Genomic DNA, 21,568 nt, shown 5'->3' with positions numbered 1-21,568 from the left:
GGGACGAAAGTCCCAAGGCGTTGTCGTATAAGGAGAATGATCAATGGTGATGATCCCCAGCCGGCTCATCCGGAATCAAAGCAGCGACAATGACGATCAAAACGGTCACGATCACGCCGAGCAAGGCGCCGGTTGTGAAGTTGTAGCCGATGCCTTGCATCGAGCCCATGACGTACGTCGCCATCTGCACGAGCAAAAACGTCCAGAAAAACGTCCAAAATAAGCGCATCTTTGTTCCTCCTATCTTCGCGTCATTCCTTTTCTTATCTTATCACAATTTGTCGTGTAGGCATATACCCGGACGTTTTTTTCAGCCGCGCATATCGTATACTGTACCATTATGCATTGCCAAACAAGGGTGAATGGAAACGATGGCAGGACAACGGCGGTTTTTTCAACTTGATGAGCAATGGTGCATCGTTCACGTGCCGGAGCGCCCAAATGGGTTTGCCGTTTTTTTAATGGGGGACGGCGATCATTACGTGAACGAACAGACAAGTTTTTGGTTCGAGCATCCGGGGCGGCGGCAATGGTTGGAAGATTGGTTGGAACGCGGGTATACGGTCTTTTCGTCCCATTTGTACGGCCGGCATTGGGGAAGCCCGAAAGCGGTCCGGCTGGCGCGCCAGCTCATTTACTCGGTGTTGAAAAGCGAAATTGTGAACCAGCGCATCTATATCGTTGCCGAAGGAATGGGCGCGCTCGTCGCCTTGCAGCTGCTTGGCGCCATGCCAAGCCAAATCCGCGCCGTCGCCATGATCAACCCTTGCCTTGACGTACGCGCCCAGCTTGACTATGAACAGGAACATCCATTCGTGTACCGGCGGATGGTGAAGGAAATCGCGACTGCCTATGGCTTGAAAGAGGAGGAGGTGCTGGAGGCTGTTCCGTCCCTCTTTCTCAGTCCTCATGACGTTCCGGTGACGATTTGGCAGCTGGCCGGAGTGAGCCCGTATCCATCCGCCTTGCATAGCCGTAAATATGAACAATGGATGAAAACGACAAACACTCGGGTGCGCGTCGTTTACGAGCTGCCGGAGAAACGGCGCCAACTGGCTCAGCAAATCGGGCAATTTTTCTACCAATACAATGAACTCCCATAAACGACAAGGGCAGACGCATCGATTGGTGCGTCTGCTATTTTTTCAATAAGTCGACGAGCGAGGTGATCTTTTTCACGAGCGGTTTTAATTGTTGCAATGAGTCGGCTAGCGTATTGACATTTTCAAACAGCTTCATGAAATCGATGTTCGGCAGTGAAGGCGGCTCTGCCCCGTTCCCTTGATCTTTGTGCTCGCCGATTGCCCGGGAAGGAAAAGAACCGAACATCAGGCGGGAAAAGCGGTCTTGTCGTTCGCGCTGTTGTTCTTGCGCTTCGCCGTTGGCCATGGGCGATCCTCCCTTTCGTGCGATGGTTGTTCCTAATTTGTATTGTATGGTGGAAAGGAAAAAGCGGTTTGGACAAATGCCTTGGGGGCACGGAAAGTGATGGTTCAACTTTCGTTTTCTATTGCGCATCCACGCTCTTTCGGCTAAAATTAGTACCAAGTAATAATAATTGGTGATGTAGACTGATTGTACATTCAAGTTTGGTTGTCGGCGTGAGCATGTTTCGCCATTTTGGGAAAGAGGAGATGGATGATATGGGAGCAGGAATTATCGGGGTTGGCCGCTACGTGCCGGAAAAGGTGTTGACCAACTTTGATTTGGAAAAAATGATGGATACATCGGATGAATGGATCCGGACGCGCACCGGGATCGAGGAGCGCCGCATCGCCGCAGATGACATTGATACGTCCGATATGGCGTATTTTGCCGCAGAAAAGGCGCTTCAAGATGCCGGCATTGAGGCGAAAGACATTGATCTCATTTTAGTTGCCACCGTCACCCCGGACCGTCCGTTTCCGTCGGTCGCCTGCATGCTGCAAGAGCGGCTTGGGGCTGTCAACGCCGCCGCGATGGATCTCAGTGCTGCCTGCGCCGGATTTATGTATGGGATGGTCACGGCCTCCCAATTTATTGACACCGGTGTCTACAAGTATATATTAGTAGTGGGGGCGGACAAACTATCGAAAATTACCGACTGGACCGATCGCAATACGGCGGTGCTGTTCGGCGACGGCGCCGGAGCGGTCGTCATGGGACCAGTGTCGCCCGGGCGCGGCATTTTATCTTTTGAGTTGGGAGCTGACGGAACAGGAGGAAAATATTTATACAAAGACGAATATATCGTCATGAACGGCCGTGAAGTGTTCAAATTCGCCGTTCGGCAAATGGGAGAGTCCAGCGTGCGTGTGCTGGAAAAAGCCGGACTCACGAAAGACGATGTCGACTTTCTCATTCCTCATCAGGCGAACATTCGCATCGTTGAAGCGGCCAGACAGCGGCTCGAGCTGCCGGAAGAGAAAATATCGACGACGATCCGCCGATATGGCAACACGTCGGCCGCATCCATTCCGATTTCGATTGTCGAAGAGTTGGAAGCGGGCAAAATCGCTGACGATGATCTCATCGTCATGGTCGGATTCGGCGGCGGGCTGACGTGGGGCGCAATCGCCTTGCGTTGGGGCCGTTAACGGCACATCCATTATTCAAATAAAAGGAGAGACGGAAGCGATGGAAAAAAGACGAGTCGTCGTGACAGGCATAGGCGCCGTCACCCCGCTTGGAAATGACGCAGAAACGACGTGGAAAAACATTATCGCCGGCCAGTCCGGCATCGACATTGTCACCCGCGTCAATCCGGACGACTTTCCGGCGAAAGTGGCGGCGGAAGTGAAAGATTTCGACCCGTCGCTGTTTATGGACCGCCGCGAGGCGCGGAAGATGGACCGATTTACCCAATTCGCCGTCGCGGCAGCGCTCATGGCGGTCAAAGATGCCAATCTCAACATTAATGAAAGCAACGCTGAACGGGTCGGCGTTTGGATCGGTTCTGGCATCGGCGGCATGGAGACGTTTGAACAGCAGTTTGAGATTTTCCAGCAACGCGGTTATCGTCGAGTGAGCCCGTTTTTCGTGCCGATGATGATCCCGGATATGGCCGCTGGGCAAGTATCGATCATCCTTGGCGCGAAAGGGATCAATTCGTGCACAGTGACCGCTTGCGCCACGGGGGCGAATTCAATCGGTGATGCGTTTAAAGTCATTCAGCGCGGCGACGCCGATGTCATGATCACGGGGGGGACGGAAGCGCCGATTACGAAAATGTCGTTCGCCGGCTTTTGCGCCAATACGGCTCTCTCAACCAATCCAGACCCAAAAACGGCGAGCCGTCCGTTTGACAAACATCGCGATGGGTTCGTCATGGGAGAGGGGGCCGGCATCGTCGTTCTTGAGGAACTGGAGCACGCGCTGCGCCGCGGCGCGAAGATTTACGCGGAAATTGTCGGCTACGGCGCGACGGCCGATGCGTATCATATCACCGCGCCCGCGCCAGGCGGCGAAGGCGGAGTACGGGCGATGCGCCAGGCGCTTCAAGACGCCGGCTTGAAGCCCGAGGACATCGATTACATCAATGCCCACGGCACGAGCACGGAATACAATGACAAATATGAGACGGCGGCGATCAAAGAAGTGTTCGGTGATCATGCGTATAGGCTCGCCGTCAGCTCGACGAAGTCGATGACCGGGCATTTGCTCGGGGCGACGGGCGCCGTGGAGGCGATTTTCTCTGTATTGGCGATCCGCGACGGCGTCATTCCGCCGACAATCAACTATGAAACGCCGGATCCGGAATGCGACCTCGACTATGTGCCGAATGAAGCGCGCAAGCAAGACGTGCGTGCGGTCTTAAGCAATTCATTTGGATTTGGCGGCCATAACGCGACATTGATTTTTAAAAAATATGCGTAATGGATGAAAAGGAGAGCCTTGGTTGAGCAAAGCCGAAAACGCGTGACTGACGGCGGATTCGGTTCAGCGCCAGGCTCTCTTTTTTGTTTGGTTCACCGTCTTTTCCCTGCCGGCATACCGTAGGGGTAGGAGGGAAAAGCGATGGGATTGCTGCCGACCGATCGATGGCTTGAAGAGGATGAAGGCGATCCACTCCGGTTGTGCGCGCGGTTGGCGCCGTTTTTCAACGAGGCGTCGGCGCGGGACATTTCTGCCTATCTGCGGCGGTATGGGATGTACCGCAGCGCCCAGCAGGCGGCGCGCCTGTTGCCAAGGATGAGAGAGCGCCGGCTCTGGGCGCGCGTCGGCCGGCTTTATGAACGGCAGCGGACGGTGTGGAAAGGTCCGGATGTGCCGGTGTTTTTGCTGCCGGCGGATGACGAAAACCGGAAGCTGAAGCGAGAGTTTCAAGGAAAAGGCGGGGTGGCGTTTGCCGATAAGTTGTTTTTCTTCTTGCTGCCGGATCATCGCGACGAGGAGATCGCCGCGTTGGTGGCGCATGAATACAACCATGTATGCCGTCTCAAGCAGTTGCCGAACGACGGCCAGGATGCGACATTGCTCGATGCCGTCGTCATGGAAGGACTGGCGGAGCATGCCGTCGCCGAAACGGTCGGTGCCGAACAGTGCGCGGGATGGACGAAGTATTACACCGACCGGGAGATGGAGCGATTTTGGCGGCGCTATATTGTCCAGAACCAACATTTGCCCGTTTCGCATCCACATACTTCCCGCATTTTGTACGGATTTGGATGGCATCCGAAAATGGGGGGGTATGCCGTTGGGTATGCCATCGTCCGCCGCTGCCTTGAGCGAGGGCATTCGCTCGCCCAACTGATGGCGATGGAAGCCAAAGAAATTGCGGCATTGGCGGGATTTGTCGTGGAGTAGCAAAGGGCGCATTGGGCGGCAAACAGGCATGTTGTCCACGAAATCAACATATATGTAGAAACAAGGATGTGGACAAGAAGGAAGGGAAGCCCGATGGTCCGCCTGTTTTTTTATTTGGTCGGTTTCGGCTTTTCGGTTGTCGGCGGCATGATGGCGATTGCCTATTTAAACATCATCACCCCAGAGCGCGGTTTTAGCGAATACGTATCTTATATTTCGACAAGGGTGGAATGTTATTTATTCCCCATCGGCCTCTTGCTGATGTGGGGGAGCTTGACGTTTCCAAGCCGCAACCCCTAGAGGGGAAAAGAGGACGAAATGGAATAAAATTCTCCCCCTCTGCCTATACTGATGGACAAACACGTCTGGAAGTGAGGGGTCTTGCATGCTTTATCTGCACGACATTTGGGTCAACTGGTTTGAAGGCGAAGAGAACGGATACAATGTCTGCCATTTTCACGAATGGCGCAAGGATGATCAAATTGAGCTGCTTGACCAAGTGCCGCTGTTAAAAGTATCCCCGGCCCTGTTTCATTACATTGAAAACAGCTTGTCCGATCTTCCGAAGCCGTTGCTGGAAGATGTGTATCAGAAGGCGTATGTCCGCAAAAACCATGAACGCATTCAGCTGGACTATTGTTTCGTTGTCACGGACGGCGCCGGCGTTTTGGCTGTCGATACAATCGGTTATCAAATCCCGATTCGCAAAAGCCGCCTCATTCCGCGTCAGGAACAACTCGTCTACGAAATGGCGGCCGAAGCGGAGGAACGGGACTATCCGCTGCCGAGGTATGAAAAAGAATACCACATTTTATCCCCGGCACCGGAACTGATGTGCGGTCTCACGCGCAAAGAGCGGCAGTTGAAACAGCTGCTGTTTATGGCGCTTGACCAGCTTTATTCGACAAAAAATACCGCCCAGATGCGCTATTGGTATACGGAATGGGCGCCGGAAAAATACGCCGCTATTCAACAAATGTCTTTTGATGAAGCGTGGGAACAATTGTATAACGAGACGAAATACGGGTGGTCCGAACGGCATGAGCAACTGTGCGAAAACTTGATCAAAGGGCAGCCGTTTTTCGAAAAACTGTGGGAAATGGAGCAAGAACCGAAAGTCAATTAAAAAACGGGCCAAGGCGACAGGCGCCTGCCCGTTTTTTGCATGGCTTTGCTGGATGCGGCTATTTACCGTCGCCGCCCAAGCCCCATGGCTTGCTCCATTTTGCGCACCATTTCCGATGCCACCCGATTTGCTTTTTCCGCCCCTTCATCCAACACGCGGTCAAGCTTCTCGCTTTCCATCCAATGGTGATATCGCTCTTGAATCGGTCGAAGCGTTTCGATGACCACTTGAGCGAGGTCGGCTTTAAAGACGCCGTACCCTTTTCCTTCGTATTGCCGCTCCAACTCCTCGATCGACTGACCGGATAACGTCGAATAAATATTGAGCAAGTTCGAAATGCCTGGTTTTGCTTCTTTGTCGTAGCGGATCGTTCCTTCCGAGTCGGTGACGGCGCTTTTGATTTTCTTCTCGATCGTTTTCGCATCGTCAAGCAGTGTAATGTACGCTTTCGGGTTGGGATCGGATTTGCTCATTTTTTTCGTCGGGTCGACAAGCGACATGATACGGGCGCCGACTTTCGGAATGCGCGCCTCGGGAATGGTGAACAGCTCGCCATACCGTTTGTTGAAGCGCTCGGCTAGATCGCGCGTCAATTCGATATGCTGCTTTTGATCATCGCCGACCGGCACGATGTCGGTGTTATAAAGCAAAATGTCAGCGGCCATCAGCGGCGGGTACGTGAGCAGCCCGGCGCTGACTGCTTCTTTGCCGGCCGATTTTTCTTTAAATTGCGTCATCCGCTCCAGTTCGCCGATATAAACGATGCACTGCAGCATCCAAGCGGCTTGAGCGTGCGCCGGCACTTCAGACTGGATGAACAACGTCGCCTGCGTCGGGTCGATGCCGACGGCTAAATACAAAGCGGCGAGGCGGCGAATGTTTTGCCGCAGTTCGTCGGGGTCTTGCGGAACGGTAATCGCATGTTGGTCAACGATGCAAAAATAGCAGTTATATTCATGCTGCAGCTCGACAAACTGCCGCAGCGCCCCAATGTAGTTGCCAAGGGTGATGACGCCGCTTGGCTGAATGCCAGAAAAAATGGTTTTCATCGATCTTCACTCCCTCAAACAAAAATAAAAAAGGTCCTGTCATCCCTCTTTCGATAGGGACGGTAGGACCGCGGTGCCACCCTATTTATTGCGCTCATGGCGCAATCACTCAGCCCATGCTTCACGCATGGCCCCCTGTAACGCGGGGAACGTCCTCGCCTACTGCGTCGCCGGTTCGGCGGGAAGCTCGAAAGCCCATTCCATATGGCTAGCCGCTTGTTCGCACCTTCCACAAGCTCTCTGAAGGCATCGCCATATGTACTTTTCTTTCTCATCGCTCGGTTTATTCTAAATTTGCCTTATATTATACGGAAAACATTCAGCTGTTGCAACCTTATTGCACGGCATATCCGGCGGCGATCATCGCGAGAAACAGAAGGAGTCCGGAAAAAAGAAGCGGGTACGTGACGGCAAAGCGCCGCGGACCGAGCGTTTCTGCTGTTTCCTGTTCCGCAGCCGTTTCTTCAAGATACTGCTCCACCTTTGTTCCACTCTTGCGCCATCGGCGGAATCCATACGCAAATCCACTGAAGAACCCGCGTTCATAAACAAACAAAAGCCCGCCGAGCGACAGCGGCAACAGGGAAAGCAAAAACGACACGTTAATAAACGCCATCGTACTCCATGCTCCTTGCCTCGCCACGATGAGTGCGCTCACTGCCAGCATCGCGGCGACGAGCCATCCAGTCCGCACAGCAGTTTGTTTCATATCGTCTGTCCCACCTTTCCCTTGTCATTGTTTATTTTACCTTGAACGCGATCGCTTGGTTGATGAGCTTCGTTTGTAGTAGATGGAGTACAACCGAAAGCGATAGGTTTTATGCGTGATCTTTCCGCCTACACAAAGGAACGTGCGTTCTATCTTCTCCATTTTATCCCTTTTGTTCTGTGAAGGCAAGAGGAAGAACAATGAAGAAAGACATCAATTCATCCCCACTTACGTTCACGCGTGAAAGTGGAGGTCTTCTTGGTTCATGATGATCAATCATGTAGGAGGGAAGGTTGTCAAAATTATTAACAAAATTATATTGAAAAATAAGGAAAGAACTTGGAAGTTCAGGAACTATTTGCTTCGAAGCTAAGAGGAAGAGCAAAAAAATTATATTGTAAGCGCTTTCTTTTTTATAGGCAGAAATTTTTTATTTGCAATGGTGACGAAAGTCAGCACAACACAGATGGAAATGCAAGCCGATCCTCATCCCACTTGTAAGTAGTTTGAAATTTTTTTATTTAAGAAAATAAAAAAATCCTTTTCAAATATACTAACACAGGATATAATAAGCGATGTAAGTGCAATCTTCTGAAATCAAATGGTTCAGAAGATTTGTAATACGCTACATAAATTTTAAGGGGGGTTTTTAGTGAAGAAGCGATTCTCTTTCTTCCTCGTGCTGCTTCTCGCGCTGTCGACGTTTTTAGCGGCGTGCGGCGGGGGCGGCAAGGACAGCAACAATGCCCAAGGCGGCCAGGGCGGCGAAAAGCCGGCGGAGAAAAAGGAGCAGGTGCTGAACTTGCTTGAAACCCAGGAGATCCCGTCGCTTGATTCTGCGCTTGCCACTGATGCGGTGTCGTTCATTGTTTTGAACAACGTTATGGAAGGCTTGTACCGTTTAGGGAAAGACAACAAGCCGGTGCCAGGGATAGCGGAAAGCTATGAAGTGAGCCAAGACGGCAAAACGTACACGTTCAAGCTTCGCAAAGATGCGAAGTGGTCAAACGGCGATCCGGTGACGGCGCACGATTTCGAATTCGCTTGGAAGCGCGTGTTGGATCCGAAGACGAAATCGGAATACGCGTACATTATGTACGACATTAAAAACGCGGAAGAAGCCAACACAGGCAAGGTGCCGCTTGACCAAGTCGGCGTTAAAGCCCTTGATGACTACACGCTCCAAGTCGAGCTGAAAAACCCAGTTCCGTATTTCGTCGGCTTGACGGCGTTCGGCACGTTCATGCCGCAAAACGAAAAGTTTGTGAAAGCGCAAGGCGAAAAATACGGGCTTGAAGCCAACACGACGCTGTACAACGGCCCGTTCGTGCTGAGCGAGTGGAAGCACGAACAAGGATGGGTTTACACGAAAAACCCGAACTACTGGGACAAAGATGCTGTGAAGCTCGAAAAAGTCAATGTCAAAGTTGTCAAAGACACGGCGACAGCAGTCAACCTGTATGAAACAAAACAAGTGGATCGCGTCGGCTTGACGGCGGAGTTCGTTGACAAGTACAAAAACGACAAAAACTTCCACACGAAATTGGATCCGTCGCTCTACTGGCTGCGCATGAACACGAAAAAAGAACCGTTGAACAACGTCAACGCCCGCAAAGCGATTGCGATGGCCATCGACACGCAAGCGATGGTCGATAGGCTGCTGAACAACGGTTCGATTCCGGCGAAGTTCACCGTTCCGAAAGACTTCGTCACCGGTCCGGATGGCAAAGACTTCCGCGATGTGAATGGCGATTTGGTCAATTACAATCCGGATGAAGCGAAAAAACTGTGGGAGCAAGCGAAAAAAGAGCTGGGCAAAGACAAATTTACGCTTGAGCTGCTGAACTATGACACCGACAACGCGAAGAAAATCGGCGAGTATGTAAAAGAACAGCTCGAGAAAAACTTGCCGGGCTTGACGATCAACATCAAACAACAACCGTTTGCGCAAAAATTGAAGCTCGAAAGCAGCATGCAATATGATTTGTCGTTCTCCGGCTGGGGTCCGGACTATCAAGACCCGATGACGTTCCTGCAGCTCTGGACGTCAACAAGCCCGCACAACGAAACAGGTTGGTCGAATCCGGAGTACGACAAGCTGATCAAAGACGCGCAAACGACGCTTGCCAACGATCCACAAGCTCGTTGGGATGCCATGCTGAAAGCCGAAAAAATCGTCTTTGAAGGAATGCCGATCGCTCCGCTGTATCAACGCGGCGCTGCGTATGTGCAACGTGAATACGTCAAAGATTTCGTCACGCACACGTTCGGCGCCGACTACAGCTTGAAATGGGCGTATATTGAGTAACCGTTCTCTTGAGAGATGCGGAGGAGAGTATATGCATAGGCATATACTCTCCTTTTGCCTGCCAAGGCGAAAAATGTCGAAAAACAACGAAGATTATAGAAAAGCAGAGGAGGTGCGGTCATGGCGCGGTATACGATTCAACGGTTCGTTTATATGATTATCACGTTGTTTATCATTGCGACGTTGACGTTCTTTTTAATGAAGCTGTTGCCAGGTTCACCGTTGCAAAACCAAGAAAAATTGACGCCGGAACAGAAGGCGCTCATTTTGAAAGAATACGGATTGGACAAGCCCGTGCCTGTTCAATACATTCAATATTTAGGGAATTTGTTGAAAGGAGACTTGGGGGTATCGTTCCAATATGACAACCGTCCGGTGACAGAGCTCATCAGCGACCGAATCGGCCCGTCGGCCCAGCTCGGGTTTCAGGCGATTGTTTTTGGGACGATCGTCGGGTTGATTCTCGGAATTGTCGCGGCGATTCGACACAATCATTGGGAAGATTACACAGCTACGGTCATTGCGGTGTTAGGCGCCTCGATTCCATCGTTTGTGCTTGGGGGATTTTTGCAATACTTTATCGCTGTGAAATGGCAATTGCTCCCGGTAGCGTTTTGGGAAGGCTTCAAATATACCATTCTTCCGACCTTGGCGCTGTCTGTCGGGGTCATCGCCAGCATCGCCCGCTTTATGCGTACGGAGATGTTGGAAGTGTTGAGCTCTGATTATATTTTGACCGCTCGGGCGAAAGGGATCAGCCAAGCGGGGGTCATCATCAAACACGCCATTCGCAACTCCCTGATTCCTGTCATTACCATTTTAGGTCCAATGACCGTTAATTTAATGACCGGAACGCTGGTCATTGAGAAACTGTTTGCTGTCCCTGGTCTTGGAGAGCAGTTTGTCCGTTCGATTGAACTGAACGATTATCCCGTGATTATGGGAACGACGTTGTTTTATTCAGCCTTGTTGATTTTGGCCGTCTTTATCGTTGATGTGTTGTACGGGGTTGTCGACCCACGCATCCGGTTAGCGGGAGGGAAAAAATGATGGCGAAACAACAATACGAACAACTTTCACCGGAATGGTTTCAGCCCGCCCCGCCGAACGTCGGTGAGCAGGAAAAAATCAATCGACCGAGCTTGACGTTTTGGCAGGATGCTTGGCTTCGCCTTCGGGAAAACAAAGCAGCGATCGTCGGGCTCGTGATGATTATCATTTTGACGCTCATGGCGATCATCGCCCCGATGGTGAGCGACCGGACATATAAGGATCAAAACTTGCGGCATGCGAAACTTCCGCCGAAAATCCCGGTGCTTGAACATATCCATTGGCTTCCGTTTGACGGCCGGGATGCAAACGGCGTTGATGTGTATAAACAGCGCGGTGTCAAAGAGTATTATTGGTTTGGCACGGATGACTTAGGACGCGACTTGTGGGTGAGAACGTGGTACGGCACGCGCATCTCGCTTTACATTGGTTTGCTGGCCGCGTTGATCGACTTATTGATCGGGATTGCGTACGGCGGCATTTCCGGCTACTATGGCGGCCGCGTCGACAATGTGATGCAGCGGATTATCGAAATTTTAAACGGCATCCCATATTTAATTATGGTCATTTTGTTCATTTTGATTTTTGAACCTGGAATCATTTCCATCACATTGGCGATGGTCATTACCGGTTGGACGACGATGGCGCGGATCGTGCGCGGACAAGTGTTGAAATTAAAGAACATGGAATACGTGTTGGCGGCAAGGACGCTCGGGGCGCCGACATCGCGGCTCATCTTCAAACATTTGATTCCGAACGTCATCGGTCCGATTATTATTACGACGATGTTCACGATTCCATCGGCCATCTTCACCGAGGCGTTTTTGAGCTTTATCGGCCTTGGCATCCGTCCGCCGGAAGCGTCGCTCGGTTCGCTTGTCAACGATGGGTATAAATCGATTCAAACGTATCCGCACTTGATGATCATTCCAGCGGTCGTCATCAGCTTGCTCATTTTGAGCTTCAACTTGGTGGCTGACGGAATTCGCGATGCGTTGGACCCGAAAATGCGCAAATAAGGAACGGAAGGGGTGAAACCGATGGAGAAAATTTTGCAGGTGAACGATTTGCACATTTCCTTTGACATTCACGCCGGTGAAGTGCAAGCCGTCCGCGGCGTCACCTTCGATTTGTATAAAGGGGAAACGTTGGCGATTGTCGGCGAGTCGGGGTCTGGGAAATCAGTGACATCCAAGGCATTGATGCGCCTGTTGCCAACGCCGCCGAGCCGGATTAAGCAAGGGGAAATTTTATTTGAAGGAAAAGACTTGACCAAGCTGTCGGAGAAAGACATGCAATCGATTCGCGGCGCGAAAATTTCGATGATTTTCCAAGATCCGATGACGTCGCTCAATCCGACGATGACGATCGGAAAGCAAATTATGGAAGCGATTTTAAAGCACCAAAAGCTGTCAAAAGACGAAGCGCGCAAACGGGCGATTGAACTGTTGCAGCTGGTCGGCATTAAAAACGCCGAGCTGCGCATGAAGCAATACCCGCACCAATTTTCCGGCGGGATGCGCCAGCGCGTTGTCATTGCCATCGCCTTGGCGTGCAATCCGAAAATTTTGATCGCCGACGAACCGACGACAGCGCTTGATGTGACGATTCAGGCGCAAATTTTGGAGCTGATGAAAGACATTCAGAAAAAACTCGGCATGTCGATTATTTTCATCACCCACGACTTAGGGGTTGTCGCTAACATGGCGGACCGCGTTGCGGTCATGTATGCCGGGAAAATTGTCGAGATCGGCACAGTGGATGAAATTTTTTACAATCCGAAACATCCGTATACGTGGGGATTGCTCGCCTCGATGCCCAGCCTTGACCATAAAGATACGGAGCTGTATTCGATCCCGGGTTCGCCGCCGGATTTGTTAAATCCGCCCAAAGGCGATGCGTTTGCGCCGCGCAATCCGTATGCGCTCAAAATTGACTATGAGCTCGAGCCGCCGATGTTCCAAGTGTCCGATACGCACTATGCGGCGACATGGCTATTGCATGAGATGGCGCCGAAAGTGGAGCCGCCGGCTATCGTGCGTGAACGGATGAAACGGTTTGCTGACATCGTCGCCCGAAAAGGAGGGAAACCGCGTGGCTAGACAAAAGCTGCTTGAAGTCAAAAACTTGAAACAGTATTTCCCGGCTGGACGCGGTCAGGTGGTGAAAGCGGTCGACGGCGTCACCTTTGACATTTATAAAGGTGAAACGTTCGGCCTTGTCGGCGAGTCGGGCTGCGGCAAGTCGACAACGGGGCGGACGATCATTCGGCTGTATGAGGCGACAGACGGGGAAGTGCTGTTTAACGGCGTCAATGTGCACGGCAAGAAATCCAAAAAAGAGCTGAAAGAGTTAAACAGGAAAATGCAAATGATTTTCCAAGACCCGTACGCCTCGCTCAATCCGCGGATGACGGTTGCCGATATTATCGCTGAGGGTATCGACATCCACGGGCTGGCGAAAACGAAAGAAGAACGGATGCAGCGTGTTTATGAATTGCTTGAGACGGTTGGCTTGAATCGTGAGCACGCCAGCCGCTACCCGCATGAGTTTTCCGGCGGTCAACGCCAGCGGATCGGCATCGCCCGGGCGTTGGCTGTCGAGCCGGAGTTCATCATCGCCGATGAGCCGATCTCGGCGCTTGACGTTTCCATTCAGGCGCAAGTCGTGAACTTATTGAAGCGCCTGCAGCGCGAAAAAGGGCTGACATATTTGTTTATCGCCCATGACTTGTCGATGGTGAAATATATCAGCGACCGGATCGGCGTCATGTATTTCGGGAAAATGGTCGAGCTTGCCGAATCAGAAGAGCTGTACCGCAATCCGATCCATCCGTATACAAAGGCGTTGCTCTCCGCGATTCCGCTTCCGGATCCGGAAACGGAGCGCACGCGCAAACGGATTGTCTACGACCCGGCGCAGCATGGCTACAGGGATGGAGAGGAACTTGAATTCCGTGAAATTACGCCTGGCCATTTTGTGCTTTGTTCGGAGGAAGAGTATAAGCGATATCGGGCGATGTATGCCTAGCAGAATCGGAAAAAGCGCCGCTCTTTCACTGCTGCGCGATGCGAACGGTGAAAGAGGCGGCGCCCAACTATGCGCCTGTTTTGGCGCGTTATTTTTTTCCCCCGACGACTTTCCATCCTTGTTGGATGCGGTGAGAGGCCTCGACATGCTTTCCACTTTTATTTCGGCCGAACACTCGCTCTCCGATCGTGTTGCTGATGTTCCCCATCAATGCGGTGAGGACGATGATCAATGCCGAAGCAATGGCAAAGTCGATGAAATACCCGGCCATCGGTTCTTCCTCCCTTTTCCTCTTCTACTTTGATTGTAGAGGATTTTCCTTCACTTTGGAAGGGGAAAGAAAATTGCATTTATCATCGAAAAACTATATCTTTCTTGGCTGATGTATTGTATAATATATCATGTTAAAGTCATTTCAATTTGCAAACGATTGGCAAAGCGGCTGATCGCCAAACTGGCGTTTAGGCCGTGTCGCTATGCTGTCAGACGTCAAACCGGCATAGCGGTGCACGTCCGTCGTCTCGGACGTGGGAAGCAAGGGATTCCTTGTCAAAAGGAGTGATCGAAGTGGTTAAGCTGTACACGTCACCGAGCTGCACGTCATGCCGGAAGGCGAAGGCGTGGCTCGAGAAGCACAATATTCCTTATATCGAGCGCAATATTTTCTCTGAGCCGCTCACTGTCGAGGAGATTAAAGAGATTTTGCGGATGACGGAAACGGGGACGGATGAGATCATTTCCACCCGTTCGAAAGTATTCCAAAAGCTGAACATTAACTTGGAAACTCTGCCGTTGCAAGACTTGTATGAACTCATTCAAAAAAACCCAGGCATTTTGCGCCGGCCGATCATCATTGATGAAAAGCGCCTCCAAGTCGGCTACAATGAAGATGAAATCCGCCGCTTCCTGCCGCGCAAAGTGCGGGCGTATCAGCTTCGCGAAGCGCAACGGCTGGTGAACGGGTAATAAAAAACTTCTACATGGTCTGCCATGTAGAAGTTTTTTATCATTTGCTTTACGCGGCGCGCGACCGGCGGTTGGCCGCAAAACCGAGCAAAACGGCAAGAACGGCCGCCGCCATTGGAAACAGCGTCTCCCCATTCGGGGGGTAAAACGGGTGCAACCGCTCTTCTGCAGCGATCATCTTTCCAGCGGTGTACGCTAAGAGGGCGCCGCCGGCATAAATAAGAACCGGAAACCGTTCCATGGCATAAAGGATGATTTTGCTGCCTACAATGATGATAGGAACGGAACAGAGAAAACCGAACACAACAAGCCCAATATGACCTTGAGCCGCTCCAGCGATGGCAATGACGTTGTCAAGCCCCATGGCGACATCGGCGGCGACGATCGTCTGGATCGCCTTCCAAAGCGACGGTTCGGCTTTGATCATAGCTGGTTTTTCGTCTTTTTGTCCGATCAGCTTCAAGGCGATCCAGAAGAGAATGATGCCGCCAGCAAGCTGCAAAAACGGGATCGTCAACAGCCAAACAACGGCCGCCGTCAAGACAATGCGAACACCGATCGCCAACGCGGTGCCAACAATGATGGCGACATTCCGCTTTTGTTCCGGCAAGTTGCGGCTTGCTAGCGCAATGACAACCGCATTGTCCCCGCCAAGAATGACATCAATGCCGATAATCAGCAAGATGGAAACGATGTATTCATCCACCATAGGCGTCCCTCATTCCGTCCGTGTTCATCATCATTATAGTAGGACATGGCCGGTTTCATAACCAATTTTTAAAAACGCGTTTTTTTATTTCCCTTCTTTCGCTTTTTATCATAAAATAAGAGTACAAGGCATACGTTTATAGTTAACGAGAATGCCGGGGATGCGATCCCTTCCCTTTTTATTTCGTTTTAGAAGGGAGAGTCAAAAGTGGAAATCGAACGCATTAACGAGCATACGGTCAAGTTTTACATTTCGTATGTTGATATAGAGGAGCGCGGATTTGACCGCGAAGAGATTTGGTATAACCGGGAACGGAGCGAAGAATTATTTTGGGAAATGATGGATGAAGTTCATGGGGAAAGCGATTTTTCGCTCGATGGCCCGCTTTGGATCCAAGTGCAAGCGCTTGAAAAAGGGCTTGAAGTCGTCGTGACGAAAGCGCAGTTGTCCAAAGATGGAAGCAAGCTCGAGCTGCCGCTTCCAGAAGAGAAATGGCGCGAGTTTTCGCTGTCCAGTGATGAAAAGGTGGAATCGCTGTTCGGCCACCATTTCCACTTTGGTCAAAACGGGGACGCCGAGGAGCGAGAAGAGCAAGATGTCCTTCAATTCATCCTTTCGTTCAAGGATATCGAGGATGTCATTTCCTTGGCCCATCGCGCTGACTTCTCTGAGTTGTCGAACCGCCTGTTCCAATTTGAAGGCCGCTATTACTTGTTCGTCGAGTTTGACGAACGCTACACCGAGCAGGAAGTGGACAATATGCTCAGCCTTCTGTTGGAATACGGAAGCGATTCCCAGATGACGATTTATCGTCTCGAAGAATACGGAACGGAAATTATGGGCGACAATGCGCTCGAAACAATCAAAACATATTTTCCAGCCCCATAATGTTTCCATTTCGCCGATTTCCCCGCCAGAAATCGGCGTTTTCTGTGTTGGCAGAAGAAAAACGGCCATCATGAAGGGCCTGATGGAGGGGTTTTGTTGCGAAACGCATCGAGAGTGGCGATTCTCGTCGTCATCGTCGGCGCACTGTTGGCATTGACGCGCGGTTTTTGGGAAGGGAAGCTGCTTGGCGTTTTGAGTGTGCTCATCTCCTGTTCAGTTGTGTTTATCGCATTTGTCATCTCCCTCGAGAACCGGAAGCCGGCGCAGACGATCGCTTGGCTGGCGGTGTTGGGGAGCTTCCCGATTGTCGGCTTTTTATTTTATTTATTGTTTGGACGCAACTATTGGCAGCAGCGTCGCTATAAAAAGAAAGCTAATTTTGACGAGGCGGTGCTGCTCAAGTTCCAAGAGCCGTCGCCGATTGCCGTCGAGCGGCTGCCGATGGCGCCCCATCAGCGTCCGCTTTTGCGCCTTGCTTATCGTATCGGTCAGCATCCGGTTTCACTCGCGTCGCAAACGGCGGTGTTGACCAACGGCGAGGAGACATTTGCTGCGATTTTTGCTGAGTTGGAAAAGGCGGAACATCATATTCATTTAGAATATTATATCGTCCGCCATGATGACATCGGCCAACAACTGAAGCGTGTTTTAATAGAAAAGGCGCGTCAAGGCGTGCGCGTCCGTTTTTTGTACGACGCCGTTGGCAGCTGGAAATTGTCCAACGCCTATATCGAGGAGCTGCGGGCAGCCGGGGTCGAGATGATTCCGTTTTCGCCCGTGCGTCTGCCGTTTTTAAGCAACCAAATCAATTTCCGCAACCATCGAAAGATCATTGTCATCGATGGAGGCGTCGGCTTTGTCGGCGGGCTGAACATCGGAGATGAGTATTTAGGAAAAAACAAATATTTCGGATTTTGGCGTGATACGCACTTATTGATCCGCGGCGAAGCTGTTCGGACGCTGCAACTGATCTTCTTGCAAGATTGGTACTATATGACAGGAGAGCGGCTGCTGACGCCGGATTACTTGTCGCCGCCGCTCATCGTCGAGGAAGGGCAAGGCGGGGTGCAGCTCATTGCCGGCGGTCCGGACCAAAAGTGGGAAGTGATCAAACAGCTGTATTTTGCCATGATTACGTCGGCGAAACAATCGATTTGGGTGGCCTCGCCGTACTTTGTGCCGGATGAAGACATTTTGACGGCGCTCAAAGTGGCGGCGTTAAGCGGCATCGACGTTCGCCTGCTGGCGCCAAAGCGTCCGGACAAAAAAATTGTCTTTTACGCTTCGCGCTCGTATTTTCCCGAGCTGCTCGAGGCCGGAGTGAAAATTTATGAGTATGAGAAAGGGTTTTTGCACAGCAAAGTCATTGTCGTTGATGGCGAGCTCGCCTCGATCGGCACGGCGAACATGGATATGCGCAGTTTCCATTTAAACTTTGAAGTGAACGCCTTTTTGTATTATACCGACAGCATTCATAAACTCGTCCGCGACTTTTTGGAAGATTTTCGCCACGCTTCTATGATCGACTACGAACAGTTTCAACAGCGCCCGTTCCGGGTGCGTATCGCTGAATCGGTCTCCCGGCTGTTGTCGCCTCTGTTGTAACCAACCGCTTGTAAACGCTAGTCCGCCGAATCGGCGGACTTTTTTCAGCGCAATTTGGCTCAGGGCAGGAAAACCAGCGATGGTCGACGAATAAAAGGGAAGAACCGGACGGTGAAGGGGGAAGCAGAGAACAGCCTAGCTGCTTCCGCCCACAGGCAATCATTTTTCACTGAAAAGGAAGTGATCATGTTGTTTGTTGCTCTCTCCGCTGATGGCAGGACGGTTTCGCTTGTCGGGGCGGAAAGATGGGAACGAGAGGGGCTGATGTGCCTGAAACGACAGGAACCGTTTTTTTGTCCCGCGTGCCGCCAAGAAGTGGTGCTCCGATCGGGCCGCTACCGTTTGCCGCATTTCGCCCATCGAAAAGGGGCGACCTGCCCGGTCGAGCACGAACCGGAGTCGGAGCGTCACTTAACGGGTAAGCGAGACTTGTTCGCATGGCTCATTGGCCAAGGCATCGAGGCGAAGCTCGAGCCGTATTTGCCCGCCATCAGGCAGCGCCCCGACGTGTTGTTCCGCCATGGCCCACACCTTTATGCCCTCGAATACCAATGTTCCACGATCGATGAATCGCTGTTTTGCAAACGAAATGACGGCTACCGTTGCCTCGGCATCCGCCCGTTGTGGGTGCTAGGAGCCCATCACTTGCGGCGTTCACCAAAATATTCGGGGGAAGTGCAGCTCTCCCGGTTTCAATGGTTGTTTGCCCATCGCGCTCCACATTCAGTTGTTCCACATATATGGTACTACAGTCCAGAGGAGAGGCGCTTCATCCGCCTTTTCCGCCCGTTGCCTCTATCGGTGCAGCGAACATTGGCCGCGGTCGATTCGATTCCGCTTTCGTCGTTTTCTTTCCCCAATTGGATGGCCTCCTGCTCGCTGCCGCTTCCTCCCGTGTTTTGGGAACGATGGCTCGAACGAAAAAAACAATGGCGGCGGACGTTTCCGCTGTATCCGAACCAAACCGTGCGCCGCATTTGTGCTGATTTTTACCAGGCGGGCATCGTTCCGTCATTGTTTCCGACTGAAGCAGGCTGGCCGGTGCCGCGCGGGTATTTATGGGAGACAGCGCCGTTCATTTGGCAAACGTATGTCCTTTTGTTCCTTCTTGGAAAAACCGGCTGGCCGGCAACGGCAGCGTCTTTATTTCAGTGGCTTGACGGCAAAATCCGCACCGGCCGCCTCGTTCCACGCCGGCTGCCGCTTGTTGACCGGGATACGTATCGTGAGGCCGTCGGTGAGTATTTGCATTGGTTGAGTCTGCTCGGCTATCTCCGCCGTGAAGAGGGCGACCGGCTTCATTTGGTGAAGCCGTTGTCGTTTCCGTCGACCGTTGATCAGGTGATTCATCAAGATGCTGCACTTCTTGAGCAAATTCGTCAAACGCCAGCGCTTAGCCGCTATTGGTCAGCACTTGAGTTTGGGAGAGTGGAAAAAATGAGCAGAAAACAGGAAAAAATGGACGAAATGGTGAATACTAATTCATGTATCGATGATTTGTAAGGAGGAACGATGACCGTGGAGGAAAAGAAAACGAAAAAGTCGCTGCCGTTGCGAAGCGAGATTCCGGTGGAAGAAACGTGGCGGCTTGAGGACATTTTTCCGACCGATGACGCTTGGGAAGAAGAGTTCAGGCAAGTGAAGGAGATGATTCCAAAACTGGGCGAATACAAAGGGCGGCTTGGCGAATCGCCGGAAGTGTTGTATGAAGCATTGCAATACCAAGATGACGTATCAATGCGCCTCGGCAAGCTGTATACATACGCCCATATGCGCTATGACCAAGATACGACCAATTCGTTTTACCAAGGGCTCGACGCACGGGCGAAAAGCTTGTACAGTGAAGCATCGAGCGCGATGGCGTTTATCGTGCCGGAAATTTTGGCGATCGACGAAGCGGTGTTGCGCTCGTTTTTGGAACAATACGAGCCGCTCCGTTTGTATGCACACGCGTTAGACGAGATTACGCGCCAGCGCCCGCACGTGCTGTCGGCGGAAGAAGAGGCGATCTTGGCGCAGGCGGCCGAGGTGATGCAGGCAGCATCCAATACGTTCAGCGCATTAAACAATGCCGACTTGAGATTCCCGACGATCATGGATGAAAACGGGGACGAAGTCGAAGTGACGCACGGCCGATTCATCCGCTTTTTAGAAAGCACAGACCCTCGTGTCCGCCGTGAGGCGTTTTACGCCGTATACCATACGTACGAGAAGTTTCAAAACACGTTCGCCAATACACTTGCCGGCACGGTGAAAAAAGACAACTTTTTCGCCCGCGTCCGCCGTTATCGTTCGGCGCGGGAAGCGGCGTTGGATGCCAACAACATTCCCGAGAGCGTCTATGACAACTTAATTGCCACGATTCATGAACATTTGCCATTGTTGCACCGGTACGTGCGGCTGCGCAAGAAAGTGCTTGGGCTTGATGAGCTGCATATGTACGACTTGTATACGCCGCTTGTGCAAGAAGTGAAAATGGAAATTACGTACGAGCAAGCGAAGCAGTACATGTTGGAAGGGCTTGCGCCTCTTGGCGAGGAATATATAGCGATTGTAAAAGAGGGGCTTGACAACCGCTGGATTGATGTGCGTGAAAACAAAGGAAAGCGAAGCGGCGCCTATTCGTCGGGAGCATACGGCACCCATCCGTACATTTTGCTCAACTGGCAGGATAATGTCAACAATTTGTTTACACTCGTGCATGAGTTTGGCCATTCGGTGCACAGTTATTATACGCGCAAAACGCAGCCGTATCCGTATGCCCATTATTCGATCTTCGTCGCTGAGGTGGCGTCGACATGCAATGAGGCGCTGTTGAACGACTATTTGCTGAAAACGATCGATGATGAGAAGAAGCGGCTTTATTTGCTCAACCATTATCTTGAGGGGTTCCGCGGCACGGTTTTTCGCCAGACGATGTTCGCGGAGTTTGAACATTTGATCCATCTGAAGGAGCAGCAAGGAGAGGCATTGACGGCCGAGACGTTGACGTCCCTTTATTACGACTTGAATAAAAAGTATTTTGGAGAGGATATTGTCGTGGACAAAGAAATCGGACTCGAGTGGGCGCGCATCCCGCATTTTTATTACAATTACTACGTATACCAGTACGCGACTGGTTTCAGCGCGGCGACTGCATTGAGCAAACAAATTTTGGAAGAAGGAGAACCGGCGGTGAGACGATACATCGACTTTTTGAAAGCCGGCAGCTCTGATTACCCGATTGAAGTGCTGAAAAAAGCCGGCGTCGACATGACGAGCGCCGAGCCGATCCGCCAGGCGTGCCAAGTGTTTGCGGAGAAGCTTGATGAGATGGAGCGGCTGCTTGGGAAATGAAACGAAT

The 21,568-nt window shown here is 51.6% G+C and carries 22 protein-coding genes and 1 other annotated feature; of the genes, 16 read left to right on the top strand and 6 right to left on the bottom strand.

The features are described from left to right. Positions 1-40: 40 nt before the first annotated feature. Positions 41-229 (bottom strand): YjzD family protein, encoded by a 189-nt coding sequence (locus tag N685_RS0101085; protein ID WP_031405112.1) that lies wholly within the window; start codon positions 227-229, stop codon positions 41-43. A 133-nt stretch (positions 230-362) separates the two neighbouring features. Here N685_RS0101085 and N685_RS0101080 point away from each other — a divergent pair, with 133 nt between their 5' ends. Continuing rightward, entirely contained in the window at positions 363-1,103 is a 741-nt protein-coding gene (locus N685_RS0101080; protein WP_033842289.1) for an alpha/beta fold hydrolase, read from the top strand. A gap of 34 nt (positions 1,104-1,137) precedes the next feature. Here the strand turns inward: N685_RS0101080 and N685_RS0101075 are convergent, their stop codons facing one another. Further along, complete coding sequence (locus N685_RS0101075; protein WP_031405108.1) at positions 1,138-1,389, bottom strand: hypothetical protein; 252 nt, start codon at positions 1,387-1,389, stop codon at positions 1,138-1,140. A 254-nt stretch (positions 1,390-1,643) separates the two neighbouring features. Between N685_RS0101075 and N685_RS0101070 the strand changes: the two genes are divergently transcribed. The 5 genes from N685_RS0101070 to N685_RS0101050 all read left to right on the top strand — a co-directional run bounded on the left by N685_RS0101070 (position 1,644) and on the right by N685_RS0101050 (position 5,911). After that, complete coding sequence (locus tag N685_RS0101070) at positions 1,644-2,576, top strand: beta-ketoacyl-ACP synthase III (RefSeq protein WP_031405106.1); 933 nt, start codon at positions 1,644-1,646, stop codon at positions 2,574-2,576. Positions 2,577-2,616: 40 nt separating this feature from the next. Continuing rightward, positions 2,617-3,855: a beta-ketoacyl-ACP synthase II gene (gene fabF, locus N685_RS0101065; RefSeq protein WP_031405104.1), complete on the top strand. Its 1,239-nt coding sequence runs from the start codon at positions 2,617-2,619 to the stop codon at positions 3,853-3,855. A gap of 141 nt (positions 3,856-3,996) precedes the next feature. Continuing rightward, complete coding sequence (locus tag N685_RS0101060; RefSeq protein WP_031405101.1) at positions 3,997-4,785, top strand: DUF2268 domain-containing protein; 789 nt, start codon at positions 3,997-3,999, stop codon at positions 4,783-4,785. A 93-nt stretch (positions 4,786-4,878) separates the two neighbouring features. After that, positions 4,879-5,085 carry a hypothetical protein gene (locus tag N685_RS0101055; RefSeq protein WP_031405098.1) on the top strand — a complete coding sequence of 69 codons (207 nt, stop codon included), beginning with the start codon at positions 4,879-4,881 and terminating at the stop codon, positions 5,083-5,085. An 85-nt stretch (positions 5,086-5,170) separates the two neighbouring features. Then, on the top strand, positions 5,171-5,911 hold the full coding sequence (locus N685_RS0101050) for a YjbA family protein (RefSeq protein ID WP_031405096.1): 741 nt from the start codon (positions 5,171-5,173) through the stop codon (positions 5,909-5,911). Positions 5,912-5,973: 62 nt separating this feature from the next. Here the strand turns inward: N685_RS0101050 and trpS are convergent, their stop codons facing one another. Together trpS and N685_RS0101040 are read right to left on the bottom strand one after the other, a co-directional pair. Then, positions 5,974-6,960: a tryptophan--tRNA ligase gene (trpS, locus tag N685_RS0101045; protein ID WP_031405093.1), complete on the bottom strand. Its 987-nt coding sequence runs from the start codon at positions 6,958-6,960 to the stop codon at positions 5,974-5,976. 52 nt (positions 6,961-7,012) lie between these two features. Beyond that, positions 7,013-7,244: a binding site (T-box leader), on the bottom strand. Positions 7,245-7,294: 50 nt separating this feature from the next. After that, positions 7,295-7,669 carry a DUF3899 domain-containing protein gene (locus tag N685_RS0101040; RefSeq protein WP_031405091.1) on the bottom strand — a complete coding sequence of 125 codons (375 nt, stop codon included), beginning with the start codon at positions 7,667-7,669 and terminating at the stop codon, positions 7,295-7,297. Between the two features lie 652 nt (positions 7,670-8,321). Here N685_RS0101040 and N685_RS0101035 point away from each other — a divergent pair. The 5 genes from N685_RS0101035 (at position 8,322) to N685_RS0101015 (ending at position 14,057) form a co-directional block, all read left to right on the top strand. Then, positions 8,322-9,977: a peptide ABC transporter substrate-binding protein gene (locus N685_RS0101035; RefSeq protein ID WP_031405089.1), complete on the top strand. Its 1,656-nt coding sequence runs from the start codon at positions 8,322-8,324 to the stop codon at positions 9,975-9,977. 120 nt (positions 9,978-10,097) lie between these two features. Beyond that, positions 10,098-11,027, top strand: a complete 930-nt coding sequence (opp3b, locus tag N685_RS0101030) for an oligopeptide ABC transporter permease (protein ID WP_031405086.1) — start codon at positions 10,098-10,100, stop codon at positions 11,025-11,027. After that, on the top strand, positions 11,024-12,046 hold the full coding sequence (opp3C, locus tag N685_RS0101025) for an oligopeptide ABC transporter permease (RefSeq protein ID WP_031405084.1): 1,023 nt from the start codon (positions 11,024-11,026) through the stop codon (positions 12,044-12,046). The genes opp3b and opp3C overlap by 4 nt, the downstream gene beginning before the upstream one ends. Before the next feature lie 21 nt (positions 12,047-12,067). Then, complete coding sequence (locus tag N685_RS0101020; protein WP_011230315.1) at positions 12,068-13,129, top strand: ABC transporter ATP-binding protein; 1,062 nt, start codon at positions 12,068-12,070, stop codon at positions 13,127-13,129. After that, positions 13,122-14,057 carry an ABC transporter ATP-binding protein gene (locus tag N685_RS0101015; protein WP_031405081.1) on the top strand — a complete coding sequence of 312 codons (936 nt, stop codon included), beginning with the start codon at positions 13,122-13,124 and terminating at the stop codon, positions 14,055-14,057. The genes N685_RS0101020 and N685_RS0101015 overlap by 8 nt, the downstream gene beginning before the upstream one ends. A gap of 88 nt (positions 14,058-14,145) precedes the next feature. On the opposite strand, the gene N685_RS0101010 is transcribed toward N685_RS0101015, so the two are convergent. Continuing rightward, on the bottom strand, positions 14,146-14,328 hold the full coding sequence (locus N685_RS0101010) for a hypothetical protein (protein ID WP_031405079.1): 183 nt from the start codon (positions 14,326-14,328) through the stop codon (positions 14,146-14,148). Between the two features lie 296 nt (positions 14,329-14,624). On the opposite strand from N685_RS0101010, the gene spxA reads away from it, so the two are divergent. Further along, positions 14,625-15,023 (top strand): transcriptional regulator SpxA, encoded by a 399-nt coding sequence (gene spxA, locus N685_RS0101005; protein WP_031405076.1) that lies wholly within the window; start codon positions 14,625-14,627, stop codon positions 15,021-15,023. Between the two features lie 49 nt (positions 15,024-15,072). On the opposite strand, the gene N685_RS0101000 is transcribed toward spxA, so the two are convergent. Next, positions 15,073-15,732: a TerC family protein gene (locus N685_RS0101000; protein WP_031405074.1), complete on the bottom strand. Its 660-nt coding sequence runs from the start codon at positions 15,730-15,732 to the stop codon at positions 15,073-15,075. 207 nt (positions 15,733-15,939) lie between these two features. Here N685_RS0101000 and mecA point away from each other — a divergent pair, with 207 nt between their 5' ends. The 4 genes from mecA to pepF all read left to right on the top strand — a co-directional run bounded on the left by mecA (position 15,940) and on the right by pepF (position 21,561). Further along, the gene (mecA, locus tag N685_RS0100995; RefSeq protein ID WP_031405071.1) at positions 15,940-16,620 is read left to right on the top strand and encodes an adaptor protein MecA; all 681 of its coding nucleotides are present in this window, start codon (positions 15,940-15,942) and stop codon (positions 16,618-16,620) included. Positions 16,621-16,716: 96 nt separating this feature from the next. Beyond that, positions 16,717-18,225, top strand: a complete 1,509-nt coding sequence (gene cls, locus N685_RS0100990; RefSeq protein ID WP_031405068.1) for a cardiolipin synthase — start codon at positions 16,717-16,719, stop codon at positions 18,223-18,225. Positions 18,226-18,411: 186 nt separating this feature from the next. Continuing rightward, positions 18,412-19,728 (top strand): competence protein CoiA, encoded by a 1,317-nt coding sequence (locus N685_RS0100985; RefSeq protein ID WP_031405066.1) that lies wholly within the window; start codon positions 18,412-18,414, stop codon positions 19,726-19,728. Positions 19,729-19,737: 9 nt separating this feature from the next. After that, positions 19,738-21,561 carry an oligoendopeptidase F gene (gene pepF / locus N685_RS0100980; RefSeq protein WP_031405064.1) on the top strand — a complete coding sequence of 608 codons (1,824 nt, stop codon included), beginning with the start codon at positions 19,738-19,740 and terminating at the stop codon, positions 21,559-21,561. Positions 21,562-21,568 lie beyond the last annotated feature (7 nt).

This window comes from Geobacillus vulcani PSS1, from assembly GCF_000733845.1.
GTDB lineage: Bacteria > Bacillota > Bacilli > Bacillales > Anoxybacillaceae > Geobacillus > Geobacillus vulcani.
Note: the sequence above shows the minus strand (reverse complement) of the source record. Positions and strands in the feature narration are given on the sequence as shown.